22 protein-coding genes are annotated in these 23,929 nt (G+C 67.2%); 9 read left to right on the top strand and 13 right to left on the bottom strand.

Features of this window, described 5'->3' with window-relative positions; all coding sequences use genetic code 11:
• The first annotated feature begins 187 nt into the window (after positions 1 to 187).
• Positions 188 to 3,208 carry a helicase HerA-like domain-containing protein gene (locus G6R31_RS06100; protein WP_017869917.1) on the top strand — a complete coding sequence of 1,007 codons (3,021 nt, stop codon included), beginning with the start codon at positions 188 to 190 and terminating at the stop codon, positions 3,206 to 3,208.
• 219 nt (positions 3,209 to 3,427) lie between these two features.
• Here G6R31_RS06100 and G6R31_RS06095 read toward each other — a convergent pair whose 3' ends face one another.
• Both G6R31_RS06095 and G6R31_RS06090 read right to left on the bottom strand, forming a co-directional pair.
• A complete protein-coding gene (locus G6R31_RS06095) occupies positions 3,428 to 4,162 on the bottom strand; it encodes a hypothetical protein (RefSeq protein WP_225983356.1) in 735 nt (244 codons plus the stop codon).
• Positions 4,163 to 4,360: 198 nt separating this feature from the next.
• The gene (locus tag G6R31_RS06090; RefSeq protein ID WP_025567330.1) at positions 4,361 to 5,119 is read right to left on the bottom strand and encodes a PIG-L deacetylase family protein; all 759 of its coding nucleotides are present in this window, start codon (positions 5,117 to 5,119) and stop codon (positions 4,361 to 4,363) included.
• Between the two features lie 57 nt (positions 5,120 to 5,176).
• Between G6R31_RS06090 and pcaC the strand changes: the two genes are divergently transcribed.
• The 3 genes from pcaC to G6R31_RS06075 all read left to right on the top strand — a co-directional run bounded on the left by pcaC (position 5,177) and on the right by G6R31_RS06075 (position 6,940).
• On the top strand, positions 5,177 to 5,575 hold the full coding sequence (pcaC, locus tag G6R31_RS06085) for a 4-carboxymuconolactone decarboxylase (RefSeq protein WP_017869914.1): 399 nt from the start codon (positions 5,177 to 5,179) through the stop codon (positions 5,573 to 5,575).
• Between the two features lie 118 nt (positions 5,576 to 5,693).
• On the top strand, positions 5,694 to 6,356 hold the full coding sequence (gene deoC / locus G6R31_RS06080; protein WP_017869913.1) for a deoxyribose-phosphate aldolase: 663 nt from the start codon (positions 5,694 to 5,696) through the stop codon (positions 6,354 to 6,356).
• The gene (locus G6R31_RS06075; protein ID WP_017869912.1) at positions 6,356 to 6,940 is read left to right on the top strand and encodes a Maf family nucleotide pyrophosphatase; all 585 of its coding nucleotides are present in this window, start codon (positions 6,356 to 6,358) and stop codon (positions 6,938 to 6,940) included. Before deoC ends, G6R31_RS06075 begins: the two co-directional genes overlap by 1 nt.
• Here the strand turns inward: G6R31_RS06075 and tilS are convergent.
• Positions 6,923 to 8,536, bottom strand: a complete 1,614-nt coding sequence (gene tilS / locus G6R31_RS06070) for a tRNA lysidine(34) synthetase TilS (protein ID WP_029732762.1) — start codon at positions 8,534 to 8,536, stop codon at positions 6,923 to 6,925. The two genes, G6R31_RS06075 and tilS, sit on opposite strands and share 18 nt — an antisense overlap.
• Positions 8,537 to 8,759: 223 nt before the next feature.
• Between tilS and G6R31_RS06065 the strand changes: the two genes are divergently transcribed.
• The 3 genes from G6R31_RS06065 to G6R31_RS06055 all read left to right on the top strand — a co-directional run bounded on the left by G6R31_RS06065 (position 8,760) and on the right by G6R31_RS06055 (position 10,708).
• Positions 8,760 to 9,233, top strand: a complete 474-nt coding sequence (locus G6R31_RS06065) for a peroxiredoxin (RefSeq protein ID WP_017869910.1) — start codon at positions 8,760 to 8,762, stop codon at positions 9,231 to 9,233.
• Entirely contained in the window at positions 9,230 to 9,940 is a 711-nt protein-coding gene (locus tag G6R31_RS06060) for a hypothetical protein (protein WP_017869909.1), read from the top strand. Before G6R31_RS06065 ends, G6R31_RS06060 begins: the two co-directional genes overlap by 4 nt.
• Before the next feature lie 255 nt (positions 9,941 to 10,195).
• Positions 10,196 to 10,708 (top strand): NUDIX hydrolase, encoded by a 513-nt coding sequence (locus tag G6R31_RS06055; protein ID WP_081608220.1) that lies wholly within the window; start codon positions 10,196 to 10,198, stop codon positions 10,706 to 10,708.
• 112 nt (positions 10,709 to 10,820) lie between these two features.
• Here G6R31_RS06055 and G6R31_RS06050 read toward each other — a convergent pair whose 3' ends face one another.
• Positions 10,821 to 11,327, bottom strand: a complete 507-nt coding sequence (locus G6R31_RS06050) for a hypothetical protein (protein ID WP_040384156.1) — start codon at positions 11,325 to 11,327, stop codon at positions 10,821 to 10,823.
• Between the two features lie 1,069 nt (positions 11,328 to 12,396).
• Between G6R31_RS06050 and G6R31_RS06045 the strand changes: the two genes are divergently transcribed.
• Entirely contained in the window at positions 12,397 to 13,332 is a 936-nt protein-coding gene (locus G6R31_RS06045) for a serine/threonine-protein kinase (RefSeq protein WP_051056504.1), read from the top strand.
• A 250-nt stretch (positions 13,333 to 13,582) separates the two neighbouring features.
• Here G6R31_RS06045 and G6R31_RS06040 read toward each other — a convergent pair whose 3' ends face one another.
• From G6R31_RS06040 to G6R31_RS06030, 3 genes are all read right to left on the bottom strand, one after another.
• Positions 13,583 to 14,566 (bottom strand): acetyl-CoA carboxylase carboxyltransferase subunit alpha, encoded by a 984-nt coding sequence (locus G6R31_RS06040; RefSeq protein WP_017871139.1) that lies wholly within the window; start codon positions 14,564 to 14,566, stop codon positions 13,583 to 13,585.
• Positions 14,563 to 15,417 carry an acetyl-CoA carboxylase, carboxyltransferase subunit beta gene (gene accD, locus G6R31_RS06035; protein ID WP_025567396.1) on the bottom strand — a complete coding sequence of 285 codons (855 nt, stop codon included), beginning with the start codon at positions 15,415 to 15,417 and terminating at the stop codon, positions 14,563 to 14,565. The genes G6R31_RS06040 and accD overlap by 4 nt, the downstream gene beginning before the upstream one ends.
• A 104-nt stretch (positions 15,418 to 15,521) precedes the next feature.
• Complete coding sequence (locus tag G6R31_RS06030; protein WP_017871137.1) at positions 15,522 to 15,992, bottom strand: hypothetical protein; 471 nt, start codon at positions 15,990 to 15,992, stop codon at positions 15,522 to 15,524.
• A 148-nt stretch (positions 15,993 to 16,140) separates the two neighbouring features.
• Here G6R31_RS06030 and G6R31_RS06025 point away from each other — a divergent pair, with 148 nt between their 5' ends.
• A complete protein-coding gene (locus tag G6R31_RS06025; RefSeq protein ID WP_017871136.1) occupies positions 16,141 to 16,845 on the top strand; it encodes an IclR family transcriptional regulator in 705 nt (234 codons plus the stop codon).
• A gap of 42 nt (positions 16,846 to 16,887) precedes the next feature.
• Here G6R31_RS06025 and mntE read toward each other — a convergent pair whose 3' ends face one another.
• The 6 genes from mntE to G6R31_RS05995 form a co-directional block, all read right to left on the bottom strand.
• Positions 16,888 to 17,805, bottom strand: a complete 918-nt coding sequence (mntE, locus tag G6R31_RS06020) for a manganese efflux transporter MntE (protein ID WP_114671626.1) — start codon at positions 17,803 to 17,805, stop codon at positions 16,888 to 16,890.
• A gap of 86 nt (positions 17,806 to 17,891) precedes the next feature.
• Complete coding sequence (locus G6R31_RS06015; protein WP_017871134.1) at positions 17,892 to 19,589, bottom strand: dynamin family protein; 1,698 nt, start codon at positions 19,587 to 19,589, stop codon at positions 17,892 to 17,894.
• 89 nt (positions 19,590 to 19,678) lie between these two features.
• Positions 19,679 to 20,566 carry a PulJ/GspJ family protein gene (locus G6R31_RS06010; RefSeq protein WP_025567400.1) on the bottom strand — a complete coding sequence of 296 codons (888 nt, stop codon included), beginning with the start codon at positions 20,564 to 20,566 and terminating at the stop codon, positions 19,679 to 19,681.
• A complete protein-coding gene (locus G6R31_RS06005; protein ID WP_229659259.1) occupies positions 20,563 to 21,135 on the bottom strand; it encodes a type II secretion system protein in 573 nt (190 codons plus the stop codon). The genes G6R31_RS06010 and G6R31_RS06005 overlap by 4 nt, the downstream gene beginning before the upstream one ends.
• A 3-nt stretch (positions 21,136 to 21,138) precedes the next feature.
• Complete coding sequence (locus G6R31_RS06000) at positions 21,139 to 21,600, bottom strand: pilus assembly FimT family protein (protein WP_017871132.1); 462 nt, start codon at positions 21,598 to 21,600, stop codon at positions 21,139 to 21,141.
• Positions 21,600 to 23,858 carry a hypothetical protein gene (locus G6R31_RS05995; RefSeq protein ID WP_017871131.1) on the bottom strand — a complete coding sequence of 753 codons (2,259 nt, stop codon included), beginning with the start codon at positions 23,856 to 23,858 and terminating at the stop codon, positions 21,600 to 21,602. Before G6R31_RS05995 ends, G6R31_RS06000 begins: the two co-directional genes overlap by 1 nt.
• Between the last annotated feature and the right edge of the window lie 71 nt (positions 23,859 to 23,929).

Genomic DNA, 23,929 nt, shown 5'->3' with positions numbered 1-23,929 from the left:
ATGCTCTAGAGCAGCTCTCCGAATTACGTGTGTGTCGGAAGCAGCACCGCCACCCGCTCCATTCTCTCCTGCGGAGCTGTACCAGTCTGCTTCGCAGCTTTACAAGTCCGTCCTGCTCGTCGAAATCTACTCGCTCCGCTCGGACAAAATCACTGCGTTCTTTTGTCGAATGCTCTAGGCTGAGAACGTGGACTGGAAAGCGGCCCTGGCCGAGATACGTGCCGCGCTTCCGCCGGGGGCAGGCGGGGTGCAGCGCGGCAGCCTGCGCTGGCTGGAAGCCGAGCTGCGGGCCAGGGGCGGCAACCCGGCGGCGCTGCGCAACATCGTGTACCGCGACGTGGGCACCGCCGCCGACAAACGCCTGCTCGCCGGGCTGCTGGGGGAGCTGGCTCAGGAAGCGGGCCTGTCGCTCGACCTGCTGACCCCGGCGCAGGAACCGGCCCCGTTGCCGCCCGAGCTGGAACTGCTGGGCCGCAGCAAGAAGCGGGTCTACAAGCAATTTCTGGCCGGGGTGCGGGCAGGCCGCAGTCCCCGGCTGGTGGTGGCGGGCCGCGCCGGGGCGGGCAAGACGGTGCTGCTCGACCACCTCGCGGCGGCGCTGCAACAGGCCGGGGTGCCAGTCGAGCGTCTCAACCTCAGCGGCGACCTGCTGGCTCTGGCGGGCGGAGCAGGGCTGCGGGACCGGTCGTTCGCGTCGCTGGCCGCCCGGCAGCTCGACGTGGTGCGGGCACTGTTGCCGCCTGACCGCTTGCCTGTGGGCAGCGCCCTGCTGGTGCGCGTGACCGAGAACCTGCATTTCGGCAACGACCCGCCCCGCTTGCCCGGCGGCGTCCCCACGACCGCCGCTGCCTGGGCCGCCGAGGTGCTGCGCCGCCACATCCCGCCCGGGGTCAGTGTGCTGTTCGCCCTGGAGGACACGGCGGGGTGGCCGCCGGACGCCGGGGAAATCACGGAGTTGCAGCCCCCCACCCTGACCGAGGCGCGGGCCTACCTGATGAGCCGCCTGGGGGTGCCCCGCCCGGTGGCCGACAGTCTGGCGCGGGAAACCGGGCGCAACCTTGACCGCCTGGCGCTGCTGGCCGGCGCGGGCGGCAACGCGGCGCGGCTGCTGTCCGACCCCGACGTGCGCCGCCTGGCCTGCGCGGCAGCGGCGCTGCTTCCCCCACCTGCGGGCGCCCGTGACGCGGTGGCGCCGCCGGGCAACGCCCCGGTCCTGGCTGCCGGGGCGCTGGCCCTGGCGCTGGGCGGCGAAGTCACGGCGCTGCCCCTGCACGCCCGCAGCCTGCTCGAAGCGGTGACGGGGCCAGCGGGCGAGAGTGCGTCTGGAGAAGGGGCGTCCGGGGAAGGCGCGTCTGGGCAAAGTTCAACGGGCCAGGGTGAAGCGGGCGAAGGCGTGCTGGGCTGGCGCCCCCGGCCCCTGCTGTGGCTGGCGCTGCCGCTGCTGCCCGAGGCCGAGGTGCAGGCGGCGACCCGGCGCTTCGTGCAGGCGGCGCAGGGCGACCCGGCCCCCGAGGTGGTGCCCTACCGACTGGCGGCTCTGGCGGCGCTGGGCGAATGGAGCCTGCTCGAGCGTCATGTCCGCGCCCGGCCCGACGACGCCCGGCACCTTCCGGCCCTGTGGCGCCGCATCCGGGCCGGGGCGACTTCCCCCGAGCGTGAGGGACTGGCGCGGGCCGTCGTCACCCACCACGCCAGCCGGGGCGAGTACCACGCCCCCGCCGCCCGTGACGCGCTGTTCGTGCTGCTCGAAGCCGAGGGCGCCGCGCACGCCTGGGCACGTGTCAAGCTGGCCGAGAGCAGCCTCGACGCGGGCGAGTTCGGGACGGCGCAGACCCAGCTGGAAAAAGCGCAGCTCGGGGAGTTGACGGGGGGCCGGACGGACGACTGGAGCCTGGCCGCCCAGTCCGACGGGCTGCTGGTGCAGGCGGCGCTCGCCCGCTGGCGGGGTGACATCGAGGAAGCGACGCGGGCGGTCAATGACCCACGCACCGCGCAGTCGGGACCCCGGGCGCGGCTGTGGCGCGGGCTGGTCGCCAAGGACGCCGGACGCTGGGCAGAGGCGCTCGACCACCTCGGCGCGGTGCCGGACAGCAGTCCGCTGCTTTCGGCGCGGGCGCGGTATCAGGAAGGGGACCTGCGGCTGCGGCTGGGGCAGCCCGCCGCCGCCTACGCCGCCCTGAGCGACGCCGCCCGCCGCCTGAAAGCGGCCGGGGCCAACCCCGAGGAGCGGGCGCGGGTGCTGGGCCGGGCTGCCACCGCCCAGCGTCGCCTGGGACACGCGGCGAATGCCCTGCGGCTGTTCGGGCAGGCGCTGGAGCTGCTTCCTGCCGACCGGCCCCGTTCGGTGGACGCGGTGCTGCGGGCGCGGCTGCTGTCCGAGCAGGTGCCGGTGCTGCTCGCCCTGGGCCGCCCGGACGAGGCGCTGACCCAGGCGGCCCAGGCGCTGACCCTGCTGCGCGGCGAGGGGGGACGCCGGGCCGAAGTGACCTACCGGGTCCGCCGCACCCAGTACCGCGTGGCCCTCGCCTACCTGACCCGGGGGCGCGGCGTGCCGTACCTGCAACCCTTCGGCGGCCCCGAACACGACGCCCCCGACCTGATGTACGCCCGCACCCTGCTTGGCGACCTGTTGCAGGTTCCTGCGGGCCAGAGTGACCGTGAGCAGCTTCTGGTGTTCGACATGCACCTGGCGCGGGCGCTGGCGCAGCCCGACCCCCGGCAGGCGCTGGAAGACCTCGGCCGCGCCCTCGACATGACCGACCACCCCTACGCCGAGGCCCAGGTGCGGGCGCTGAGGGCCGAGGCCTTCGTGCGGGCGGGCGACCCGGCCCCGGCCCTGGGTGAACTCGGGCGGGCACACGCCCTGCTGCGCCGGGTGCGGCTGGGCTTGCCCGGTGCCCAGGAAGCCGACCCGGCCCTCAGCGCCCAGCTGCTCGCGGTGGAAGTGCAGGTGCAACTGGCAGAAGCCCCCCGGCAGGCGGGCGAAACTCTCCTGGGCCTGCGTCAGGCGCTGACCGACCCGGCGCTGCGGCCTTTTCACGCCGGAATCTGGCGCGAGGCGGGCCGCGCCCTGGAACGGCTGCACCCCACCCCGCAGGACGTTCTGGACGCTCTTTTTCCCGGCAGCGGGCCTCTGCCGCTGCGGGTCTCCGACGCGCTGGTGGTTCTGGCCGCGCCCGACGACCCCACAGCGCCAGAGGGGGAGTAGGGCTTGATACGGATTCCGATTGAATCCAGCAGATTTCTGGATTCAATCCGACTGAAAGGAGTAGGAAAAGATACGGATTTCGCGATATGGATGCACAGGCGGTGTAGTTCCGACTGTGCAGGAATTTAGCGGAATCCGTATGAGACGAAGTTGTCCGAATCGTGGCTCTGGGGGATTCGGAAAGGGCCGCCCCCCGCCGCGCTCTGTTTGGGTGGCGTATCAGCGGGAATAGGTCAGCAGAATCTCGGCTTCTTCGCCGGGAACCCCGCGCAGCATGTTGGTGCGCTGGTAGGTCAGCAGCACCTGACCGCTGCCGAGCTGGTGCAGGCTGAGCTGGCCGTGAATCCCGTTTTGACTGATGGGGTCGTAGCCGTGCATCTTCCACTGCACGCCGCCGCGCAGGTCGATGCTGCGGTCGGTGGCGGTGCTGGCCGACACCCGCACGGGCTTGAAGCTGAAGCCTTCGGGCACCTGCACCTCACCGCTGCGCAGGTCGAAGCTCAGGCCGCGCAGCAGCGCCGGAACGCTGGACTGCTCGGGAAAGGTCAGGCGCTGGGACGTGCGCAGCAGCGGCAGTTTCAGGCTTTTGCCGCTCGGCACCAGCACCGGCTGAAAGGCGAGGTACGCCCCAAACTGCTCGCGGGTGATGCCCAGCCGTGCGTCGTAGCTCGGCACCTGCCCCCGCGCCGCCGAGGCGAGCACCGTCCGCAACGCCGCCGGGCTGCCTCCCACCGAGGTCACGTGCTGCTGAAGGTTGACGGTGGCGATTCGTGAGCCGCGTTTGACGACCTGTACCGTCTGCTCGGGGCCGGGCAGCAGGGCCGTCACCCGGGCCGCCAGCGCGGCGGGCAACTCCGCCGAGGCCAGCGCGGAGGTTCCGGGACCACCCAGCCCGGCCGTCCCCAGCCCCAGCAGGGCCACGAGCGGCAGAAGGGAGCAGCGGGAAGCAGACATGGCAGTCCCGAACATAGGCCCTCAAAGTGAGAACTGGGCGCCGCTGCCCTCATCTGCCTGACCCCTCCGGCGCGGAATTATTCTTTGGAATCGCCAGAAGAGGGGCGCCTTCCTCTGCCCCGGTTCATCCTGTCTTTTCTTTGACTCGCCCTGTTGGGAAAATAGACAGAAATGCCCCATCTATTGTTCAAAGGGGTGTCAGTCCAGAAATTGCCGCGCTTTCAGGTGACTGGCCCGCAGGGTAAAGCGCTCGGCGTCGCTCGCCCCGCACAGCCGCCCGACCTGGGCGCGCGAGGCGCGAAACTGTTCGGGGGTCCACTGCCACTTGTAGAACGCGTGGTAAAAGGCCATCACCTCGGCGGCCACGTCCGCAGTTTCGGTGGTGTCCACGAACACCTCGGGGTAAGGACTGGCCGGGGCGTAGTACTGATAAAAGCGCACCGGCTCCCGCCAGGCTTCGAGCCGCCGGATGTCCTCGCCGCTTTCCGGCGCCGCGTCCCCGCCGAGGTCGGGCGCGGGGGAGAGGGCCGCCGCCTCCGTGCCCGCCTCGTTCAGAATCTTGGGAATGCGGGCGAGCGTGAGGGCGTCAAACGCGATTTTGGCCGTCATGCGGTGGTCGGGGTGCGGGTGGTCGTCGCTCCAGGTGAGAACCGCGTGAGGCCGGAAGGTCGCGTAGAGCCGGGCGAGTTGCAGGGCCTCGTCGCGTCCGCCGGTCATGCGGCTGTCGCCCATGTCGAAAAAGTGGTAGGCCGCGCCGATTTTTTCCGCCACCCACGCGCCGTGTTCGCGCCGCACCCGCCGCACTTCTTCGTGCGGAGTGTCTCCGAACTGGCTGGCGAGTTCGCCCAGGGTGGTCCACACCAGCAGCACCTCGTCGCCGCGCCGGGCGTGCTTGGCGAGGGTACCGATGCACCCGATTTCGTCGTCAGGATGGGCAAAGACCGCCATGATTCGCATAGGCAGAGTCTAGAACTGCGCGGGGGCTTGCGGGGCGTGACCGTCTACGCTCGGCGCATGTCACAGGAAATGTTCGAGCGGGGGCTGGAAAAGCGCCGCGCCGTGATGGGCGCCGAGTTCGTGGAGCGGGCCTTTGCCGGTGGGGAAGACGCGTTCGGGGCCGACTTCCAGCGCTTTCTGACCGAGTACGCCTGGGGCGCCGTCTGGGGCCGGGGCGGGCTGACCGACCGCGAGCGCCACATGGTCACCATCGGCATTCTGGCCGCTCTGGGCCGGGAAAAGGAACTCGCGGGCCACCTCCGCGCCACCGCCAACACGGGCGTCAGCGAGCGCGACCTGAGCGACGTGCTGCATCAAGTCGCCGTCTACGCGGGGGTTCCGGCAGCCCTGAGTGCGGTCAAGGCGGCCCAGGACATCTTGAAGGGCGCCCCGGCAGGAGAACAGCCGAAGGAGTAAATTTCATTCAAATTTATACGAAAAAGAGGTGAACGGAAGGTCGCACGGAAAAGAAAAGGGAGGCCACGCCCGGGCAGACCGCCCCGGCTCCCGGCAGCGCCTCCGGTACACTCCCGCTATGCAACTCGCGCCCTACATCGACCACACGCTGCTCAAGGCCACCGCGACCCTGGCCGACATCCGTATCCTCTGCGAGGAAGCCCGTCAGCACTCGTTCTACGCGGTGTGCATCAACCCGGTCTTTATCCCGCACGCCCGCGCCTGGCTGGAGGGCAGCGACGTGAAGGTCGCCACCGTGTGCGGCTTTCCGCTGGGGGCCGTCAGCTCCGAACAAAAGGCCCTGGAAGCCCGCCTGAGCGCCGAGGCCGGGGCCGACGAAATCGACATGGTGATTCACGTCGGCTCGGCGCTGGCCGGAGACTGGGACGCGGTGGAAGCCGACGTGCGGGCGGTGCGCCGGGCGGTGCCGGAGCAGGTGCTCAAGGTGATTATCGAAACCTGTTATCTCAGCGACGAGCAAAAGCGCCGTGCCACCGAAGCCGCCGTGCAGGGCGGCGCCGACTTCGTCAAGACGAGCACCGGCTTCGGGACTGGCGGCGCCACGGTGGAGGACGTGAAGCTGATGGCCGAGGTCATTGCGGGCCGCGCCCAGATCAAGGCGGCGGGCGGCGTCCGCACCCCAGCCGACGCGCAGGCCATGATTGAGGCCGGAGCGACCCGCCTCGGCACCTCCGGCGGAGTGGGACTGGTGTCAGGCGGCGAGAACGGAGCGGGCTACTGATGACGGCGCCTCAGCCCCGCGTCATCCTCGCCTCGGGCAGTCCGCGCCGCCGTGAACTCCTGGGCAATCTCGGCGTCACGTTCGAGGTGGTCGTGAGCGGCGAGGCGGAAGACAGCCAGGAGCGTGACCCGGCGCGGCTCGCCCTCGCACTCGGGCAGCTCAAGGCCCGCGCCGTGGCTGCCGCGCATCCGGACGCGGTGGTCATCGCCGCCGACACGGTGGTCGCCCTCGGCGGCACCCTGCTCGCCAAACCCGCCGACGGAGCCGAGAACGCCGAGTTCCTGCGGCAGCAGTCGGGCCGCACGCAGCAGGTCTACACGGGTGTTTGCGTCATCTCGCCAGTGGGGGAGCAGAGCGGTGTGGAGCGCACCGACGTGACCTTCCGCCCGCTGACCGAGGCCGAAATCGAGTTCTACGCCCGCAGTGGCGAGGGGCTGGACAAGGCCGGAGGCTACGGCATTCAGGGCGTCGGCATGGCGCTGGTCGAGCGGGTGGAGGGCGACTACTCCAACATCGTCGGGTTTCCGCTGGCGCTGGTGCTGCGACTGCTGCGCGGGGCCGGGGTGTCAGCCTTCGGGCAATGAGCGGCGGCGCACTTCGCTGAAGGTGTCACGCAGCAGCCGCGCCGCTTCACCGGCCCGCACGCCGCCCTGCACCTCGGGCCGCCAGCCCCAGTGTCCGGCGAGCAGGTCGCTGACGCCGCCCAGCGCCCCCGCTCCCCGGTTCGCGGCGCCGTAGACAATGCGCCCGACCCGCGCTTCCAGGGCCGCCCCCAGGCACATCGGGCAGGGTTCGAGCGTGACCACCAGCGTGCAGCCGGTCAGGTAAGGCGTGCCGAGCGTAGCCGCCGCCTCCCGCAACGCGGCGAGTTCGGCGTGCCGCGTCATGTCTCCGTGTTCCTGTGAGGTGTTGCGGCCCCCGCCGATGACCTGCCCGCCCGGGCCGAGGACCACCGCGCCCACCGGGACTTCCTGCCGCTGCGCCGCCTGCCGGGCCAGGGCCAGCGCTTCGCCCATCGCGGCGTGCAGCGGGTCTACCGGCAGGCCGAGCGTTTCACGGGCGCCTGCTGCCCACAGCGGGGGCCGCGTCCCCACCCACTGCACCGCGCCGCGTTCGTCGGTCAGCAGCGGCAGGCGGTCACGCTCGGCGCGGGGCACCTGGGCGTCGGTCAGCACGTCGCTGAGTTTGCGGGTGCCGCCCGGCAGCCGAATGCGGTCGCCGGGTTGCCGGGTGCGCCGCGTCCAGCCGGGCGGCAGGTCGAAGTCCGGGTCCGGCCAGCGGTCCGGAGTGACATGCAGGCCTCCGCCGGTCACGGTCACCTCACGCTCGCCGGGCAGGGTCAGGTGCCGGGTCCGACCTTCACCCAGCGCCCCGGCGAGGTCGCGCAGGTGTTCGGCCCCGAAGTCCAGCCCCGCCGCCCGCAACTGCGCCGCCGCCCAGCGCCGCAGCACGGCGGGCGGCTGGCCCTCCAGCGGCGTGTGGGGGTTGAGGCGCGAGGCGAGCGCCCGCAGCGCTTCGTCGTCCTCGGCGCCGAGGTCGGCCACGCGGGCCAGGGCGACCTCGGCGGCGGGAAAACGCGAGAGCAGCAGCGGCATCACCTCCTGGCGAATCCAGGCGCGGGTCAAGCGCGGGTCGGCGTTGCTGGCGTCCTCGCGCCAGTCCTGCCCGAGCGCGTGCAGGTACGCCTCGATGTCGGCCCGCCCTACCTTCAGCCAGGGTCGCCGCACCCGCCCGCGCTGCGGCGGAATCCCGCGCACTGTCCCCTCGCCGCGCAGCACCTCGGTCAGCACCGTTTCGGCCTGGTCGCGCCGGGTGTGGGCGGTCAGGACGACCTCGCAGCCGTGTTCTTTCGCCGCCCGGCTCAGCACGTCGTAGCGCAGCCGCCGCGCCGCGTCCTCCAGATTCCAGCCGCGCCGCGCCGCCACCGCGCCCACATCGATTCGCGTCACGGTGTGGGCCACCCCCAGCTCGGCGCACAGCTCGCGCACCCACGCGGCGTCGTCTACCGATTCGGGCCGCAGGGCGTGGTCGAGGTGGGCCACCACCGGGCGGGCGTTCACCTCCAGCAGCGCCCGCAGCAGGCCCACCGAGTCGGCGCCCCCCGACACCCCCACCAGCACCGGGCGCCCGGCGTAGGGGCGCAGCGGCAAGGTCAGGAGGGCCGGGGCCTGCACGGTCATGGCCTGCACGGTCACGGCCGACACTCTAGAGCAGTTCTCCGAATTACGTGATGCGCGGAACGGCACCCCGCATCACTCCATTCTCTCCTGCGGAGCTTTGCAAGTCCGCCCTGCTCAGTGTTTTGCACTCGCTCTCTGCGAGCTGTCCCAGTCCGCTCGCCAAAAAGACGTAACGTCTTTTTGTCAAATGCTCTATATGTCCGCTCGCGGTTACACTCGGCGCATGACGCCCCGCCTCGGCCAGCCCGCCCCCCTGTTCCGCACCCGCAGCGACGACGGCCGCCTGATGGACCTCACGCAGCTCCGGGGCCGCTGGGTCGTGCTGTACTTCTACCCCCGCGCCGGGACGCCGGGCTGCTCGGTGGAAGCGCAGCGTTTCGAGGCGGCCCTGCCCGAGTTTGGGCGTCTGGGCGCCGAGGTCATCGGCGTGAGCACCGACACCGAGGCGCAGCAGGCCCGCTTCCGTGAAGGCTGCGGCCTGTCGTTTCCCCTGCTGCCCGACGGCGACCACGCCGTGGCCCGCGCCTACGGGGTGATGGGTGGGGTGGGGGGGCTGCTGGGCCTGGCCTCCCGGCAGACCTTCCTGATCGACCCGGCGGGCCAGCTCGCCTTTCACTGGAAGCGGGTGAATCCGCTGGGCCACGCGGCGGAGGTGCTGCGGACGCTGGAGCAGCGGGCGGGGGCACGCCCCGAGTGACGCTGCTCAGCGTGGACTGGGACGCCTTTTCAGGCCCGCGTGAACTGGTCTTCGACGCGCCTATCTGGGGCACCCCTGACCGCCCCGCCGACCGTCTGGACGCGTGGCAAGGCCGTGCCCGGCGACGGGGAGGCGAAAGCTGGGCCGCGCTGGACGCCGACTTTCCGCTGTACGCGGGCTGGCAGGCGCTGCGGCGTTACGCGGGGGTGCCTACGTTCGTCACGCTCAGCCACGCCGACGCCTGGGGCTGGCTCCGGCAGTTTCCCGGCAGCGACGTGCTCAATGTGGATTCCCACCACGACCTGACCAGCTTCAGTGGCGACCCGGCCCGGCTGCGCCCCGGCAACTGGGCCGGACTGGGTCTGGCGGCGGGGCTGATTCGGCACTATGTCTGTCTGTACCCCTGGTGGCACGCCGACTTGCCCGTTGCCGAGGGCCACGACCTCCAGCGCACCTGGGGCGAGTTCGGCCCCCGGTTGCCTCCAGAGTTGCACGGGCGGGTCACGCTGCGCCGCCAGACCGACCCCGACGACGGCTGGCCCGCTGCCCACGAGGTGAAGGCCCTGCTGCTGGTGCAGTCCCCCGCCTGGACCAACCCGGCCCACGACGCGGCCCTGACGGAAACGGCGCAGGCCCTGGCCGCCCAACCCCTGAACCCGCCGCTGGAACGCAGCTGGGTACATGGGTTTGGGGCGATGAAGCCGTAGGCGGTGTCGTCCTGCCTCTGGGGAAATTAGGCAGAGGTCCGTCTCTTCCTCATTCCACGGCTTTTCCAAACCTTATGGTAGTGTTGACAGGATGGTGCCGGGGGGAAAACCGGAGACCAGGGCCATGCGGGTCGGAGCCGTACCGGGGCAGAGGGGACACGCAAAGCCAACGAAGACCGTGCCGCCTCCCGGCCAGGTCCAAGCGGCCCGCCCACCTGCTTTTCCTTTTCCTGCGCCGGACCTGGAGTCACCGAGATGAACCCTGCAACCGAATCTGAAGTTCCGAGCTATCGCGTGGGCACCTTCGCCCTGGTGCGCCGTCAGGACGATGTGCTGCTGGTGCGCCCGCACCGCCTGCTGCTGCCGGGCGGTCCCCAGAGCCTGCCGGGAACGCTCGTGGACGTTCAGCACAGCGGGCTGGGGGTGGTCGAAACCGTGCTGCGGCGCCTGCTGCTCACGCAACTGGGCATCTCGGTCAGCGAGTTCTGGCTGGTCGGCAGCCACACCCTGCTTGCGCCGGGGGGGCCGGCAGGGAACGCCACGCCGCACCTGAACCTGATTTTCGGCACCGACTACTGTTCGGGCATCCTCAACCCGCAGCCGCTGGGCCTCAAGTCGGCCATCTGGGTGCCGCGCTCGCAGCTGAGGCAGCACGTTCCCGAGTGGCTGAGCGCCGCGCTGTTCGAGCTGGAAAAGGTCGTGCCTCCATCAGACCGCGAAGTCACGGCCAGGGTTCCCGCCACCGGGCGCTTTCCCTGGCGACGCTGATACGGGCACCGGAAGCCGGAACCCGCCCCAGAACCCGAAGAGAGCCGCCGGTCACCCCTGAAGTCGGGAAGTGACCAGCGGCTCTCTCAGCGGGTTTCTCCGGGCAAAAAGGTCAGCCCCCCGGAACCAGCATCACTTGCAGGCGCTCGCTTTCCGCTTTGGTCTTGTCGTAGCTGCACTGCATGTTGACCGGCACCAGTGGGCGGGTGGCTCCGGCGGTGTCCCGGAACTGAATTAGCACCGGCAGCGTCATCTGAAGCTGACCGTTTTCGCCGGCCTGCACGGCCTGGTCGGTCTGGGCCACGGTGGCGGTGCTCACGACCTGCAGCGTGTCGTTGGCCCGCATCTCTCCGGTGCCCTGCACCGCCGTGAGCAGCGGCTGGGTCTGACCCGGGCCCAGCATCAGGGGCAGCTCGTTGGGGGTATGCAGCTCTTCGCGGCACAGTTCGATGAAGTGGTACTTGCTCACGCCGTGGGCGTCGCGGTCACTGTAAATCGGGTTGGCGCGAACCGCCGTGGCCGTCACCCAGCCCAGCAGCAGCACCGTCAGCGCAATGGCGATCCAGAGCAGGGTGCGGCCCATGCCCCCACCGGAAGAAGAAGAGGAAGAGTGGCTCATAGCCCGCCCAGCATACCCCATGCCCCCGGCGGTTTACGTTGTTTGCCGCTCTGTTCCTGCCCCTGCTGGAAAGCGAACGGCGACGTTTAGAGCAGTTCTCCGAATTACGTGATGCGCGGAACGGCACCCCGCATCACTCCATTCTCCGCCCTGCTCAGTGTTTTGCACTCGCTCCGCTCGCCAAAAAGACGTTGCGTCTTTTTGTCAAATGCTGTAGAGCAGTTCTCCGAATTACGCGTGTGTCGGAAACGGCACCGCCACCCGCTCCATTCTCTCCTGCGGAGCTGTACCAGTCTGCTTCGCAGCTTTGCAAGTCCGTTCTGCTCGTCGAAATTCACTCGCTCTGCCGGGCAGCTCTCCGAGTCCGCTCTGCTTCGCAGCTTTGCAAGTCGGACAGAAACGCTCCGCTTTTTCTGTCAAATGCTCTATGGGGTAGGACCACAAGACAGCGTGGAGCGACTTTGAACGCGGTAATACGGGTTCCGCTTAATTCCTGCACAGCCGGGAAAGCGCCGCCTGTGCATCCATATCGCGTAACCCGTATTTTTTCCTACTCGCATCCGCTCTGCTGCGCAGCTTTGCAAGTCGGATTGAATCTGAAACTACCAGATTCAATCAGAACCCGTACAAGATGCCTTGATAGCCCTCCACCCTTGCGGGGGAGGGTTGGGAGGGGGGTAACGCAAAAGGTGTCCTAGAGCATTTGACAAAAAGACGCAACGTCTTTTTGGCGAGCGGAGCGAGTGCAAAACACTGAGCAGGACGGAGAATGGAGTGAGGCGGGGTGCCGTTCCGCGCATCACGTAATTCGGAGAACTGCTCTAGAGCGGCAAATTTCCAATCCCCACATTTTCCAAGTTGAGAGGTGGAACGCTTCACAACCTCTCTCCCGGCTTCCCCCCTGGGTCAGGATGAGCTAAAAACCGCGACTACGACAACTCCACGCTCTTCTGTGGTCCTACCCTCTATGGAATTCTGGATAGAATTTGGTGAGGAGCCGCTGGTTACACTGCGGGCCAGGAGAAGAAGTGAGCGTGTGAGTCAGTTGTCCCTAACCCTTCAAGACTATGTGCTGTCGCGTTCTATCGGGCGCGGCAACACGTCGGATGTGCGCCTGGCCACCGGGCCTGACGGCCGTGAGGTGGCCGTGAAACTGCCGCTGCCGGCCACACTGCGCCAGCATGACGCCGCCGAACGCTTCGGCAACGAGGTGAGGCTGACCCTGAAGTTTCAGCATCCGCATGTGGTGCGCGGGTTTGCGGGCACTCCTTTCGGTCCGGGGGCGTTTCTGGCGCTCTTTTACTACCCGGACGGCCCGCTGAGTGGGCGCCTGCGGGGTCAGCCGCTGCCGTCACGGGAGGCGCTGAGGATTCTGGCGGACATCGCTTCGGCGCTCGCGTACCTGCACCGGCTGGGCGCCGTCCACCAGGACGTCAAGCCGCAAAACGTCTACGTCAGCGACGGACGCGCGGCGCTGGGGGACCTGGGCAGCGCGTATTTCGTCGCTCAGGGGTCCAAGACCAGCGGCAGCCCGTATTACATGGCGCCGGAGGTCTACCACGGCGAGTCGACCAGCGGCGCCAGCGATGTCTACAGCCTGGGCGTGATGGCCTGGGAACTGCTCACGGGCGCCCGGCCCTTCACCGGCAACAGCTACGCGGAACTGATGGTGGCGCACCTGTCGCGTTTTCCGGCGCCGCTCGCCTCGCTGCGCCCGGAGTTGCCCCGCGCCCTGTGCCGCCTCCTTGACCGCACCTTCGCCAAGCGGCCCCACGAGCGCCCGACCGCCGACGCGCTTCACCGCGCCCTGCTCGAAGCCCTGGGTGAACCCCCACCGAACCACGAAGACACGCTGCCTGGCGACGCCTTGCCCGCCTCGGCCCAGCAGTCCGGGCGCCACACCGCCGCTCCCCGCGTGGCTCAAAGCCTGCCCGAAGCTCCGGGGAAGCCGGACGGCACCCGCCCGACGCGGCGCAACTGGAATCCTTTCCGGCGCAAGGGCTGATACGGATTCCGCTTCATTCCTGCACAGTCGGGCCTGTACAGTTGGGAAGGCGCCGCCTGTGCATCCATATCGCGTAACCCGTATTTTTTCCTACTCGCATCCGCTCTGCTGCGCAGCTTTGCAAGTCGGATTGAATCTGAAACTACCAGATTCAATCGGAATCCGTATGACAGGCCTTTCGTTGGCCCTGTAGCAATTGGCCCTGTAGCAATTGGCCCTGTAGAAATCTGTAGCAAAGAGGCGTTCCGTATCAGCGTTCCTCGAACGCCCCCAGTGAACGGAAGCGGGCGGCCCGCTGCGAGAGCAGCTCGTCGGGGCTGAGGGCGGAAAGGGCGTCGAGGTGACGGCTGACCGCGCTGCCCAGGGCCTGCGCGGCGGCTTCGGGGTCGAGGTGGGCGCCGCCCGGCGGCTCGGGGACGACTTCTTCGACGATGCCCAGGTCGAGCAGGTCGGCTGCCGTGACGCGCAGGGCTTCGGCGGCGAGGGGGGCCTGCGCCGCGTCGCGCCAGAGGATGCTCGCCGCGCCTTCGGGGGAAATGACCGAGTACCAGGCGTTTTCCTGAATCAGCACCCGGTTGCCCACCCCGACCGCCAGGGCGCCGCCCGAGCCGCCTTCACCGATCACGGTGCACACCGCCGGGACCCGCAGGCGCACCATGCGCTGAATGCTCTCGGCAATGGCCCAGCCCTGACCGCGCTCCTCGGCTTCCAGGCCGGGGTAGGCGCCCTGGGTGTCGATCAGGGACACCACCGGCAGCCCGAAGCGGTCGGCGAGATCCATCAGCCGAATCGCCTTGCGGTAGCCCTCGGGGTTGGCGCTGCCGAAGCGGCGCTTGATTTTGGTCTTGGTGTCGCGGCCCTTTTGCTGAAGCAGCAGCATGACGGGCCGCCCCTGCCAGCGGGCGGGGCCGCCGATGAGCGCGGGGTCGTCGCCGAAGCGCCGGTCCCCGTGCAGCTCGGTCCAGTCGCTGCACAGCCGCTCCACGTAGTCGAGCGCGGTGGGGCGTCCCGGCGTGCGGGCGAGCTGCACCCGGTCCCAGCGCGAGAGTCCGGCGGCGTGCTCGCGGCGCAGGGTGTCGAGTTGCTGGCGCAGCGGAGCGAGGGCCGCGTCGAGGTTCTGGCCGGTGCGTTCGGCGGTGGCTTCCAGGTCCTGCACGCGGGCCTGCAACTCGCGCAGGGCGTCGGCGGTGGTCTGGGAGGCAGTGGGTTGTGAGGCAGGGCGCGAGGGACTCACAGGCTCACCTCGCGGCGGGTGAGTACCCCGAGCAACTGCGCGAGGTGGCGGCGGTGTTCGCGGCGGTCCACCACGTTGTCCACCATGCCGTGTTCCAGCAGAAACTCGGCGCGCTGAAAGCCTTCGGGCAGGTTCTGGCGGATGGTCTGCTGAATCACCCGGGGTCCGGCAAAGCCGATCAGGGCGCCCGGCTCGGCGACGATCACGTCGGCAATGGTGGCGAAGCTGGCCGTCACGCCCCCGGTGGTGGGGTCGGTCAGGATGCTGACATACGGCACCCCGCGCTCCGTGAGGGCTTCGAGGGCCACCGTCGTTTTCGCCATCTGCATCAGCGAGAGCGCACTTTCCTGCATCCTGGCTCCGCCGCTGGCCGCGACGAGGAGCAGCGGGGTCTGGGTGGCGGCGGCGTGCTCGGCGGCGCGGGCGATTTCCTCACCCACCACGCTGCCCATGCTGCCCCCCGAGAACGCGAAGTCCATGACCGCCAGCGTGACCGGCAGGCCGTGCAGGGTCGCCGTGCCCGTCAGGATGGCGTCGGGGCGCCCGGTCTTGGCCTGGGCGCGGCGCAGCCGCTCGGGGTACGGCTCGGTGTCGGTAAAGTGCAGCGGGTCCACCGGATGCACCTGCCCCGAGAGTTGCCGGAAGCTGCTGGGGTCAGCCAGCACCTCCACCCGGCGCTCGGCGCTGAGGCGGAAGTGGTGGCCGCAGCGGGGGCAGACGTAGGCTTCCTGCTCGAGTTCGCGGTTGTACAGCCCCTCTTTGCAGGCCGGGCACTGCGTCCAGAGGTCCGGCAGGTCGCTGCCCGCCTGCTGCTGGGGGCGGCGCCTGCGGAAAAAACGGTCCAATGCCATATGCCCCACATTCTAGTCAGCGACCGGCGACCCGCAATGAACCGGGTGCAAGCGTCTGCCCGGGTTGGGACGCGGTTCAAGGCCCCTGCCCGAACCGGCGCCCCTCATCCCAGGCGGCGCTTGAGGTAATCGTCGAGCTGGGCGAGTTGCAGGCCGAGGTCGTCTTGCAGCGCGTCCACACGGTTCCGGAGGGCGGTGAGTTCGGCCTGGCTGGCGCCGCCGCCCTCGCCCAGGGACCGCTGCTCCAGGGTGTTCAGCCGCCCGTCGAGGTAGCTCTGAAGCTGGGCGAAGCGGCTGCCTTCCTGGGCGTCAAGGCTAGAGCGCAGCCCCTCCATGTCGCGCAGCAGCCGGGCGGTGTCGGCCTCGGCCCGCAGCCGGGTCAGGCCCGCCCAGAAATAGAAGACCAGCATGGGAATCAGCATCAGCATCAGCAGAAACAGGCCCAGCGGCAGTTCCCGGTAGGTGGCGAACCCCAGGTACAGGGTGTGGGGGTACATCAGAAAGTCGCGGTTGAGCACCGCCAGCACCCCCAGAAGAATCAGAAACAGCAGCAACACACCGAGGCGCAGGCCCATTCGCATGGTTCAAGCTAACAGAGGAGCGGGGGGGGGGCGCAGCGGAGCGGATTTGAGCGCTTCTTGGGGGAGAGGGGGGCCACAGGGAGGCAGACCTACACGGGGCGTAGAGTAGACAGGAACTTGGGCGTCCGTTTACGCTGGACGGGTGCTTTCTCTTCAAAAGGCGTCCAACATCCTGGGTGCGTTCAGCGCCGAGCAGCCCGAATGGGGGGTGCGTGCTCTGGCCGCCCACCTCGGGGTGCCGCGTGCCACCGCCCACGCCTACCTCGCCGGGCTGACCGAGGCAGGATTCCTGCGCCGCACCCCGCACGGCAAGTACCGGCTGTCCTGGCACATCGCCGAAATGGGCGCGCAACTCACCTCGGCGCTGCCCTGGTTTCAGGACGCCCGCGCCCTGCTCACGCGCCTGGCGCTCGACGTGCAGGCGGTGGCCTTCCTGTGCATTCTGGAAGGCGAGGACGTGGTGGCCGCCATGCGTGAGCGCCACCCGGACGCCGACATCGACCTGCCGCTCGACGTGTACCTGCCCGCCACCGCCACCGCGAGCGGCAAGCTGCTGTATGTCTACGCGGGCATGACCCCGCGTGAGTTCGCCCACTGCACCCAGAGCAGCATCACCACCGCCGACGAGTGGAAGACCGAGGTGGCGCGGGTGCGGCGCCTGGGCTACGCCTACTCCATCGAGGAATGGATTCCGGGCCAGTGCACCCTGGCCGTGCCCTACCACCACGGCGGCAGCGTGGTCGCCAGCATCGGCGTGCAGATGAGCGCCGGGCGTTACCTGCGCGAGGAACGCCAGATCCGCTCACGGGTGATGGACCTGGTGCGCGAGGCCGAGGAACTGGGCTGATCCCGCTTTGATTCCGCTTTGAAAAATGGATTGGGCGCCCGTTCAGATGACCAGCACGCCCGAGTGCTTGGCCTGGTCCTGCGGCTCCACGTGGATGGTGACGTGGGCGCCGCCGATGACGCGCTGAATGGCGTCTTCCAGGCGGTCACAGATGGTGTGGGCGTCACGCACCGTCATTTCGCTGGGCACGACGAGGTGAAACTCGACGAAGGTGAGCTGCCCCGAGTGCCGGGTGCGCAGGTCGTGGATTTCCAGGGCGCCGATGGCCTCCTCGCTGATGACCCGGCGCAGTTGCGTGTCGGTGTCGGGGTCCACCCCCGCGTCCATCAGGCCGCCCACGCTGCTGCTGAGCAGGCCCCAGCCGCTCCAGAGAATGTTGACCGCCACGAGCAGCGCGAGCAGCGGGTCGAGCACGTGCCAGCCGGTGAAGCGGGCGAGCACCACCCCGATCAGCACGCCCACGCTGGTCACCACGTCGCTCATGACATGCTTGCCGTCGGCGGTCAGTGCCGGACTGCGGCTCGCCTTGCCGAAGCGCAGCAGCACGCTGGCCCAGATCAGATTGATAATGCTGGCCCCCAGGTTGATGCCCAGCCCCAGCCAGGGGGCGTCCACCACCCTGGGGTGAGAAAGCTCCGGGACCGCCACCCGCAGGATGCTCAGCGCGGCCAGCACGATCAGCACCCCTTCGACCACGGCGCTGAGGTATTCCGCCTTGGTGTGGCCGTAGGGGTGCGAGGCGTCGGCGGGGCGGGCCGCCACCCACAGCGCCAGCAGCGCCGCGCCCGAGGCCACCACGTTGATGATGCTTTCCAGGGCGTCGGAGTACAGCGCCACGCTGCCGGTCAGGCGGTAAGCGACGAACTTCAGCCCCAGCACCAGCAGGGCCACCCCCACCCCCAGGGCGGCGACCCGCACAGGAGGCAGAGAGGACATAGCGGCGGGCGAGGCGGCGCTCATACGCGGGCAGGCTAACAGGACGAAGCAGGAGGGAAACTGGCACCGCGCCGGGGACACTGCCCGCCGGGGGGCGAAATCGGGGGTGCTCAGGCGCCCAGGCGGGCCACCTCGGTCTGCAGGGCTTCCACCCGCGCCCGCAACTCTGCCGAACGCTCCGCCGCGCCGCTCAGTTGCTCGCGCTGCTGCTCGGTAAAGCGGGTAAAAGGCAGGGTCGCTTCGCTCAGCCGGGCGTCGGCCCGTTCCTGCTCCTGCTCGTACTCGCGGCGAACGATGCGTTCGAGGGCTTCACGCAGCTCGGCCACCCGCTGCCGCAGTTGCCGGTGCGCCTGGGTGCGCTTGCCGGGCAGCAGCAGCAGGCCCAGGCTGCCGAGGGTCAGCCCCGCCAGAATGCCCCCCGTAAAGTCGAAGGCGGTGGCCCCGATCAGGGCGCCGACACCCGCGCCGATGCCCACGCCCCCGGCCAGACTGCCGATGACTCCTTTCATGGCGTCCTCGGCGTCCTGCGAGAACTGCCGGGCGAGGTGGTGCTCGGTGGTGGCCGAAAGCTGCTCGCGGGCACTTCCGGCGATGCCCTCAAGCAGCGCTCCCCGGTCATAGGAAAAGCGGGTGCGGGCGACCTCGCCGCTGGGCTGGCGGCGAATGAGCAGGGTCTGCACGTCTTCCCAGAAGTGCAGGTTGGTCTCGACGAAGCGGTCGATCATGGCCCCGAACTGCCGCTCGATGGCCTCCGGCAACTCGGCCACCGCTTCACGACGGAACTGCTCTTCGAGATCGCGCGAGTTCATCAGGCCGCGCAGGTTGCCGAAACGCAGCTTGTCGTCGATGAACTTGTCGGCCCGCACCTCGAACTCGCTGAGCAGCCGCCCCACCCGCCCGAGTTGCGCGTCGAGTTCGCCCCGCGTCGCCTCGCGGTGCCGCTCCCGCTGCTGCTCCAGCTCGCGCAGGACGCGCAGGTCTTCATGCAGGGTGGCCCGCGCCGCCTCGGTGCGCTGCGCCTCGCCGCTGAGCAGTTCCGCCGCCGTGCCCAGCGGCGAGGCGAGCTTGAGCCGCGCCCGCTCGGTTTCCGAGAGCCGCTCACGCAGCGCCCCGCGCAGCGCAGCAAAGCCCGCGTCGCCTCCCCGCTGCTCGCGCCGGGCGCTGACCAGAAACACCGGCGGGTTCAGCCCCAGCACGCCCCGCGCGCCCGTTTCCACGAAGGCCCGCACCTGCTCGGCCTGTTCGGGGGTTTCCAGCAGGTCGGCCTTGTTGACCACCATCACCACACTGCGGCCCCAGCGGGCGGCCAGGGTCAGGAACTGCCGCTCGGACTCGGTAAAGGGCCGGTCGGCACTCGTCAGGAACAGCACCAGGTCGGCGCGGGGCAAAAAGCCCTCGGTCAGCGCCTGGTGTTGCCGGATGATCGCGTTGGTGCCGGGCGTGTCCACCAGCGCCACCCCTTCGAGACTCGGGAGAGGGTGGGTCAGGCGGCTGACGAAGGGGTCACGGGTGGGTTCGAGCTGTCCGGGCGTCTCGCCGTGGACCAGCACGTAAATCCGGTCGGTGGTGGGGGTGACGCCTTCGGGCAGCACCTGGGCACCGAGCAGCGCGTTGACGAAGCTGCTCTTGCCCGCATTGAATTCTCCGACCACCACCAGCAAGAACGCCTCGTCGAGCATGCGTGTGGCAGTCCGGGCGTGCTCGACGACCTCGGGCGGAGCGCCCTGCGCCTCCAGAAACGCTTGCAGGTCCCCGAGCAGTTCGCGTTCGCGTGACAGAAGATGCTGAACCGGACTGGAAACGAGCATGAAACCCAGTGTAGAGCCTGCGGGCACAGGCCCCTACAGCTTCCTGCAAAATCTGGACGTTCCAGCATGAGGGTCGAGCCACCCGGCTGTCAATTGGAGGCGATTTTGCCGAGGTTTGCCGGATAGATGGTGATGGTGTAGGTGCCTGTCTGGTCAGGCAAGCGCAGGACTTTGCCGCCTGTATTGCGGGTGGTCGCGAGCTTGAGGGTGACGCCGCTCACCGGGTTGGTAGAGGACGTGGCAGCGCCATTGGCCGAAATCAGCGTAAACATCCTGTAAGTGTTGCTGCTGGTCGTAAACCCGCTGGTGGCGTAGGTGGGGGCCAGGTAATCGGTCAGGAGGTTGGCGTCCCCACCGTCCAGCGCCGTCGGAACGGCTGAATCCGGAGTGAAGCCGTACAGGGTCTTGCGGTACTCGGCCAGCACCCAGACGTTGTCGTTGGCTGGCTCGTCGCCGGGATTGCTGGCCGACGGCGCAGAAGTGCCGCCGGTGCCGCTGACCCAGACGGAACGCTTGACCGGGTAGTAGGCGAAAAAGCGGTAACAGAAGTCGGCTCCGGCTGCCTTGACCGTTGCGGTCGCGCTCTCTGCGGGACAGGTGCCTGCCGCTCTGGGCGGCAAAACCATCGCCAGCACTGGGTCAGAGCCCGTCAGCCAGTTTGCGTAGCCTGTTCTAGCCGTGTTCGGGATAGGGTTTTGCCGCAGGTTCGCCGTGCTGGTTGCTGATGCTCCCAATTGCAATGTATAACCTGCCGGGTAGACGTACCACGCTTCTTTCAGGCGCCCAGCGATAAGCTGCTGAGCGTTCAGAATTTCCTGCTGCAACTCTGCGCGGCTGCCGGATTCGGTCGCAACGCGGCTGCTTTGGCTGAAGAAGGCCACAAGTGCCGAAAGGACGACAGCCAGTAAAGCTATGGCCACGAGCAGCTCAATGAGGGTAAAGCCCTCAGCCCTTACGCGTTTGTCTGGAACATTCATTCTTGTGGTCTCAGTACATCAAGAGTCAAAGAGAAGTCTTGCGGCCCAATGACCTGCGAGCCGTCTGCCGCGGCCGTTCCCGATTGCACCACGAGACGCCGAAGAGCAGGCACCGATAGGGCCGTCCCACTTCCTACACTTGCACCAGTTGCTGCCGTACAAGCTGCCTGGAGAGAAACTGGGTTGCTTGGTGGCCCTGCGTTGGTCGGATTGGGATTCGGAGCTTGCCAAAGGGTGCCGTTCGCATTGAGTGGAGCAGCACGCGAGTTGAGGTTGATGAACCTGACGCTGTACCCAGTCGGTACTGGAACGCTGGGCGCACAAGCGCTGTCATAATTGCTTTGCGTCTTCCAAGCGGCGCGCACGTTTTCGACAATGGCCTGAACCTGTGTGGTGGTGTCAAGCTGTTTCTGTGACTGCCTGTTAAGACTGAGTGATCCGGTCAAGGTAGCGGTTAAAACAGCAGTCAGGATCCCTAGAAGAGCAATGGCGACCAGAAGCTCAATGATCGTCAGCCCCTGTTCGCGTTCCTGTAACTGTCGGTGCAACCTACTTTCATCCTGAGACACCACTTAGCCCCCCGCTTTTGCAAGGATAATCTTGCCGGTCACGCCCACAATTCTGATTTCATAGTCACCGATTCCACTCATGGGGCTCCTGACGATATAAATGCTACCTATGGCACCCAATTCGCCGTATGGTGCCTGATAAGTCACGTTCGTTGTCGTGCTGGTGCCGCAGTTGGATCTACAAATCAGTCGCACTCCATAAGGAATAGATTTGACGTTGGTATCCACCTTGTAAGTGTTTGCCCCTGCGCTTCCTGGAAGCACGAGAACGATGTCGCTGCTGCTGCGTTGCGCCAGCGAACGCGCCTGACGCAGATCTACAGCCACCTGGGCTGCCGCTTCCCGCAGTTCGGCGGCTCTGATGCTGCGTATCATATTCCACCCAAAAATGCCCATCAGAATGCCGATGATCGCCAGTACCACGAGCAGTTCGATAAGGGTAAGTCCCCCTTGGTGCCACCTCATCAGAAGCTCAACCCTCTGGAAGACGACGTCAGGGGCACGATGCTTGCCAGGCTGTTCTGCGATACCGCAGAGGCCGGTTTCACATTCCACCGGGGAGAGACCGGGAAAAATGGTGGGGTGATACCCCTGTTCAGACGCACGTCGTAGGTAAAATCACGACCGTAACCTGTGTTGCTGCTGCCGTACTGTCCAAACGCGCCGTACCAGTTTTCAATCAGGCTACCGATCAGCTTGACATTTCCGCTCTGAGCACGCGAATTGTAATTCTCGACTGTCGCCTCTCCAGTGCTCGCCATAATTGCGGCGTGGATGTTGACGTTTCTAGGAGTCGTCGTTCTCACGATGACGTTGCCGCTCTGACTGTAAATACCGAGAACATTGCCAGGATTACGTGTGCAAGGTGGCGTCGCCCTCGTTTCAGAGAAAGTGCAGGGCGTCTGCGACAACGTCAGATCGGAACCAAGGCCAATGTCGCCACTTGCGGCCAGGGTGATCTTGGCAAACGAAGCCAGAGCAGGGGGTGCCCTGTCAAGCGCTCCGGTGGTATCGCCGCCAATCCGTGCCGGGCCAGTCACTGTCGTCATATTCTGTCCAAAGATGACACCGTTGAAATTGGTGCGAACCGCCGTCGCTTGCGACCAAGCTCCGCCCGCCGGTTTCTTTTGCAGGACCATGTCCGGCCCATAACGGTACTCGTCAGTAATAACTGTACTGGAGACTGTACTTTGACAGGTCACACTCCTGACGTAGTAATGCGAGCTGCTATATTTCTTAAGTGAAGTCCCTGTTTCAGGGTCAGAGCTGGGCCAGTCGATATAAGTCTGAGTCGGGTAGTATTTCCAAGCAATGAAACTCCAGTAGTCTTCTTGCCGCCAGCTTGAAACCGTGCAGCTTCGAGTGATTTCACGACGCTTGACAGTAATGTACTGATAGATATTACCAGCGGCCTCATTCCACTTGCTATTGGCGTAGGTTGAAAGCGGTGTGCCGTTTCCGTCGGCTGCCTTCAGCTCCACTGAATCCACCTGACCGCTCAATGCGAGCCCGGCGTTGTTGGCCGCCGCCATCTGATCGCTTTCATTCTCCGGCAGAGGTTTGTAATCGGCGGTAAAATTCGTTTTAGAATAATCGATTTGCGTGCTGTCGCTCGGTGTCTTGACAAAACTGACCGTGCGCGGTGACTCAGCTACCTTATCTGCAATCCACTTGCTTCTCTTGGCATTTGTGTCCGCCGTGGTCGGTGGTGTTTGAATCTCTCTGGCGATGTAAACACCTGCTGCCTTGGCACAGTCGCCGCTGGCCGGGCGCCCATTACGCGGCAGATCTGTACAGCCCACACTGCTGACCTGGTCGAGGAACTGAGCGCTTGCGCTGCCGTCGAAGAGAAACTTCTCGTTGGTGTGGATGGAGCCGTCAAAGCGTTGGTCGGTGAAGTTGACGCTCGGTGCCCCCGCTGGCTCATAGGTCGCAGTGCTGGAGGGCTGAGAGCGGTGGTGGTTGGTCATGAGCACGTCTTCAAGCAGATTGGGCAGCTCAATCTGAAACCACCATTCGCCGTCCTTTGCTCTTGACGCCGTCATGACACGTGTGGCGTTGCCGACGATGCCGCGCGTTCGGGCGTTCTGAACTCCGAAGAAAAAGCGGTAGACCGTCGGTGTCAGCTGCACCACTCGCAAGGCACGGACGCCTAGACGCCAGTTGGTGGTCCCGATATCAGTGGTGAGCAGTGTTTTCCACCAAGCCTTGAGGATGGCTGGGTCGTTCACGTCACTCGGCCGCTCATCAGCGTTCTCAAGAACATTGTAAGCCTGCGACGTGACCAGAGCAGCGAGAATCGCAAACTGCTCGGCATTGTTGACCGTATTGTCAACTGCGCATTCCTTGGCATCGGGATAGAGTTCGTCATCAAGCGTGGAGCGTGCAGCGGCGTAGGCGGTAGTGGCAACCCAGGGATTGCTCACCCCTGCCTTATTACAAAATTGCTTGCCATAGGCTTCGAGGTCTGCAATGGTCGTACCGGGGGGGACCTGCAAATGGGTGATGCTGCCGCCGTCGGCTCCGGGAATTTCCGCAGTCAGTAACTTTTGGTAATCCTGAAGTCGGCGCGTGACCATCGCCATTTGCGACTCCGCCGCGTACTGGGCCTTTAAAGTCGCTGCCTGATCGGCCGTGTTCTGCCGACTCCCCAGGCTCAGGCGCACCGTGGCGGCCAGAATCCCGGCGAGCAGCAGCAGGGTCAGCAGGACCACCATGATCATGGTGGCCCCCTGAGTTGCTTGTTGTCGACGCATAGGTGCAATTCTGAGCGCACAGCCCCCAAACAGATAGC

It is taken from the genome of Deinococcus wulumuqiensis R12, from assembly GCF_011067105.1.
Taxonomy (GTDB): Bacteria; Deinococcota; Deinococci; order Deinococcales; family Deinococcaceae; genus Deinococcus; species Deinococcus wulumuqiensis.
This window is presented reverse-complemented; position numbering and strand designations above follow the sequence as displayed.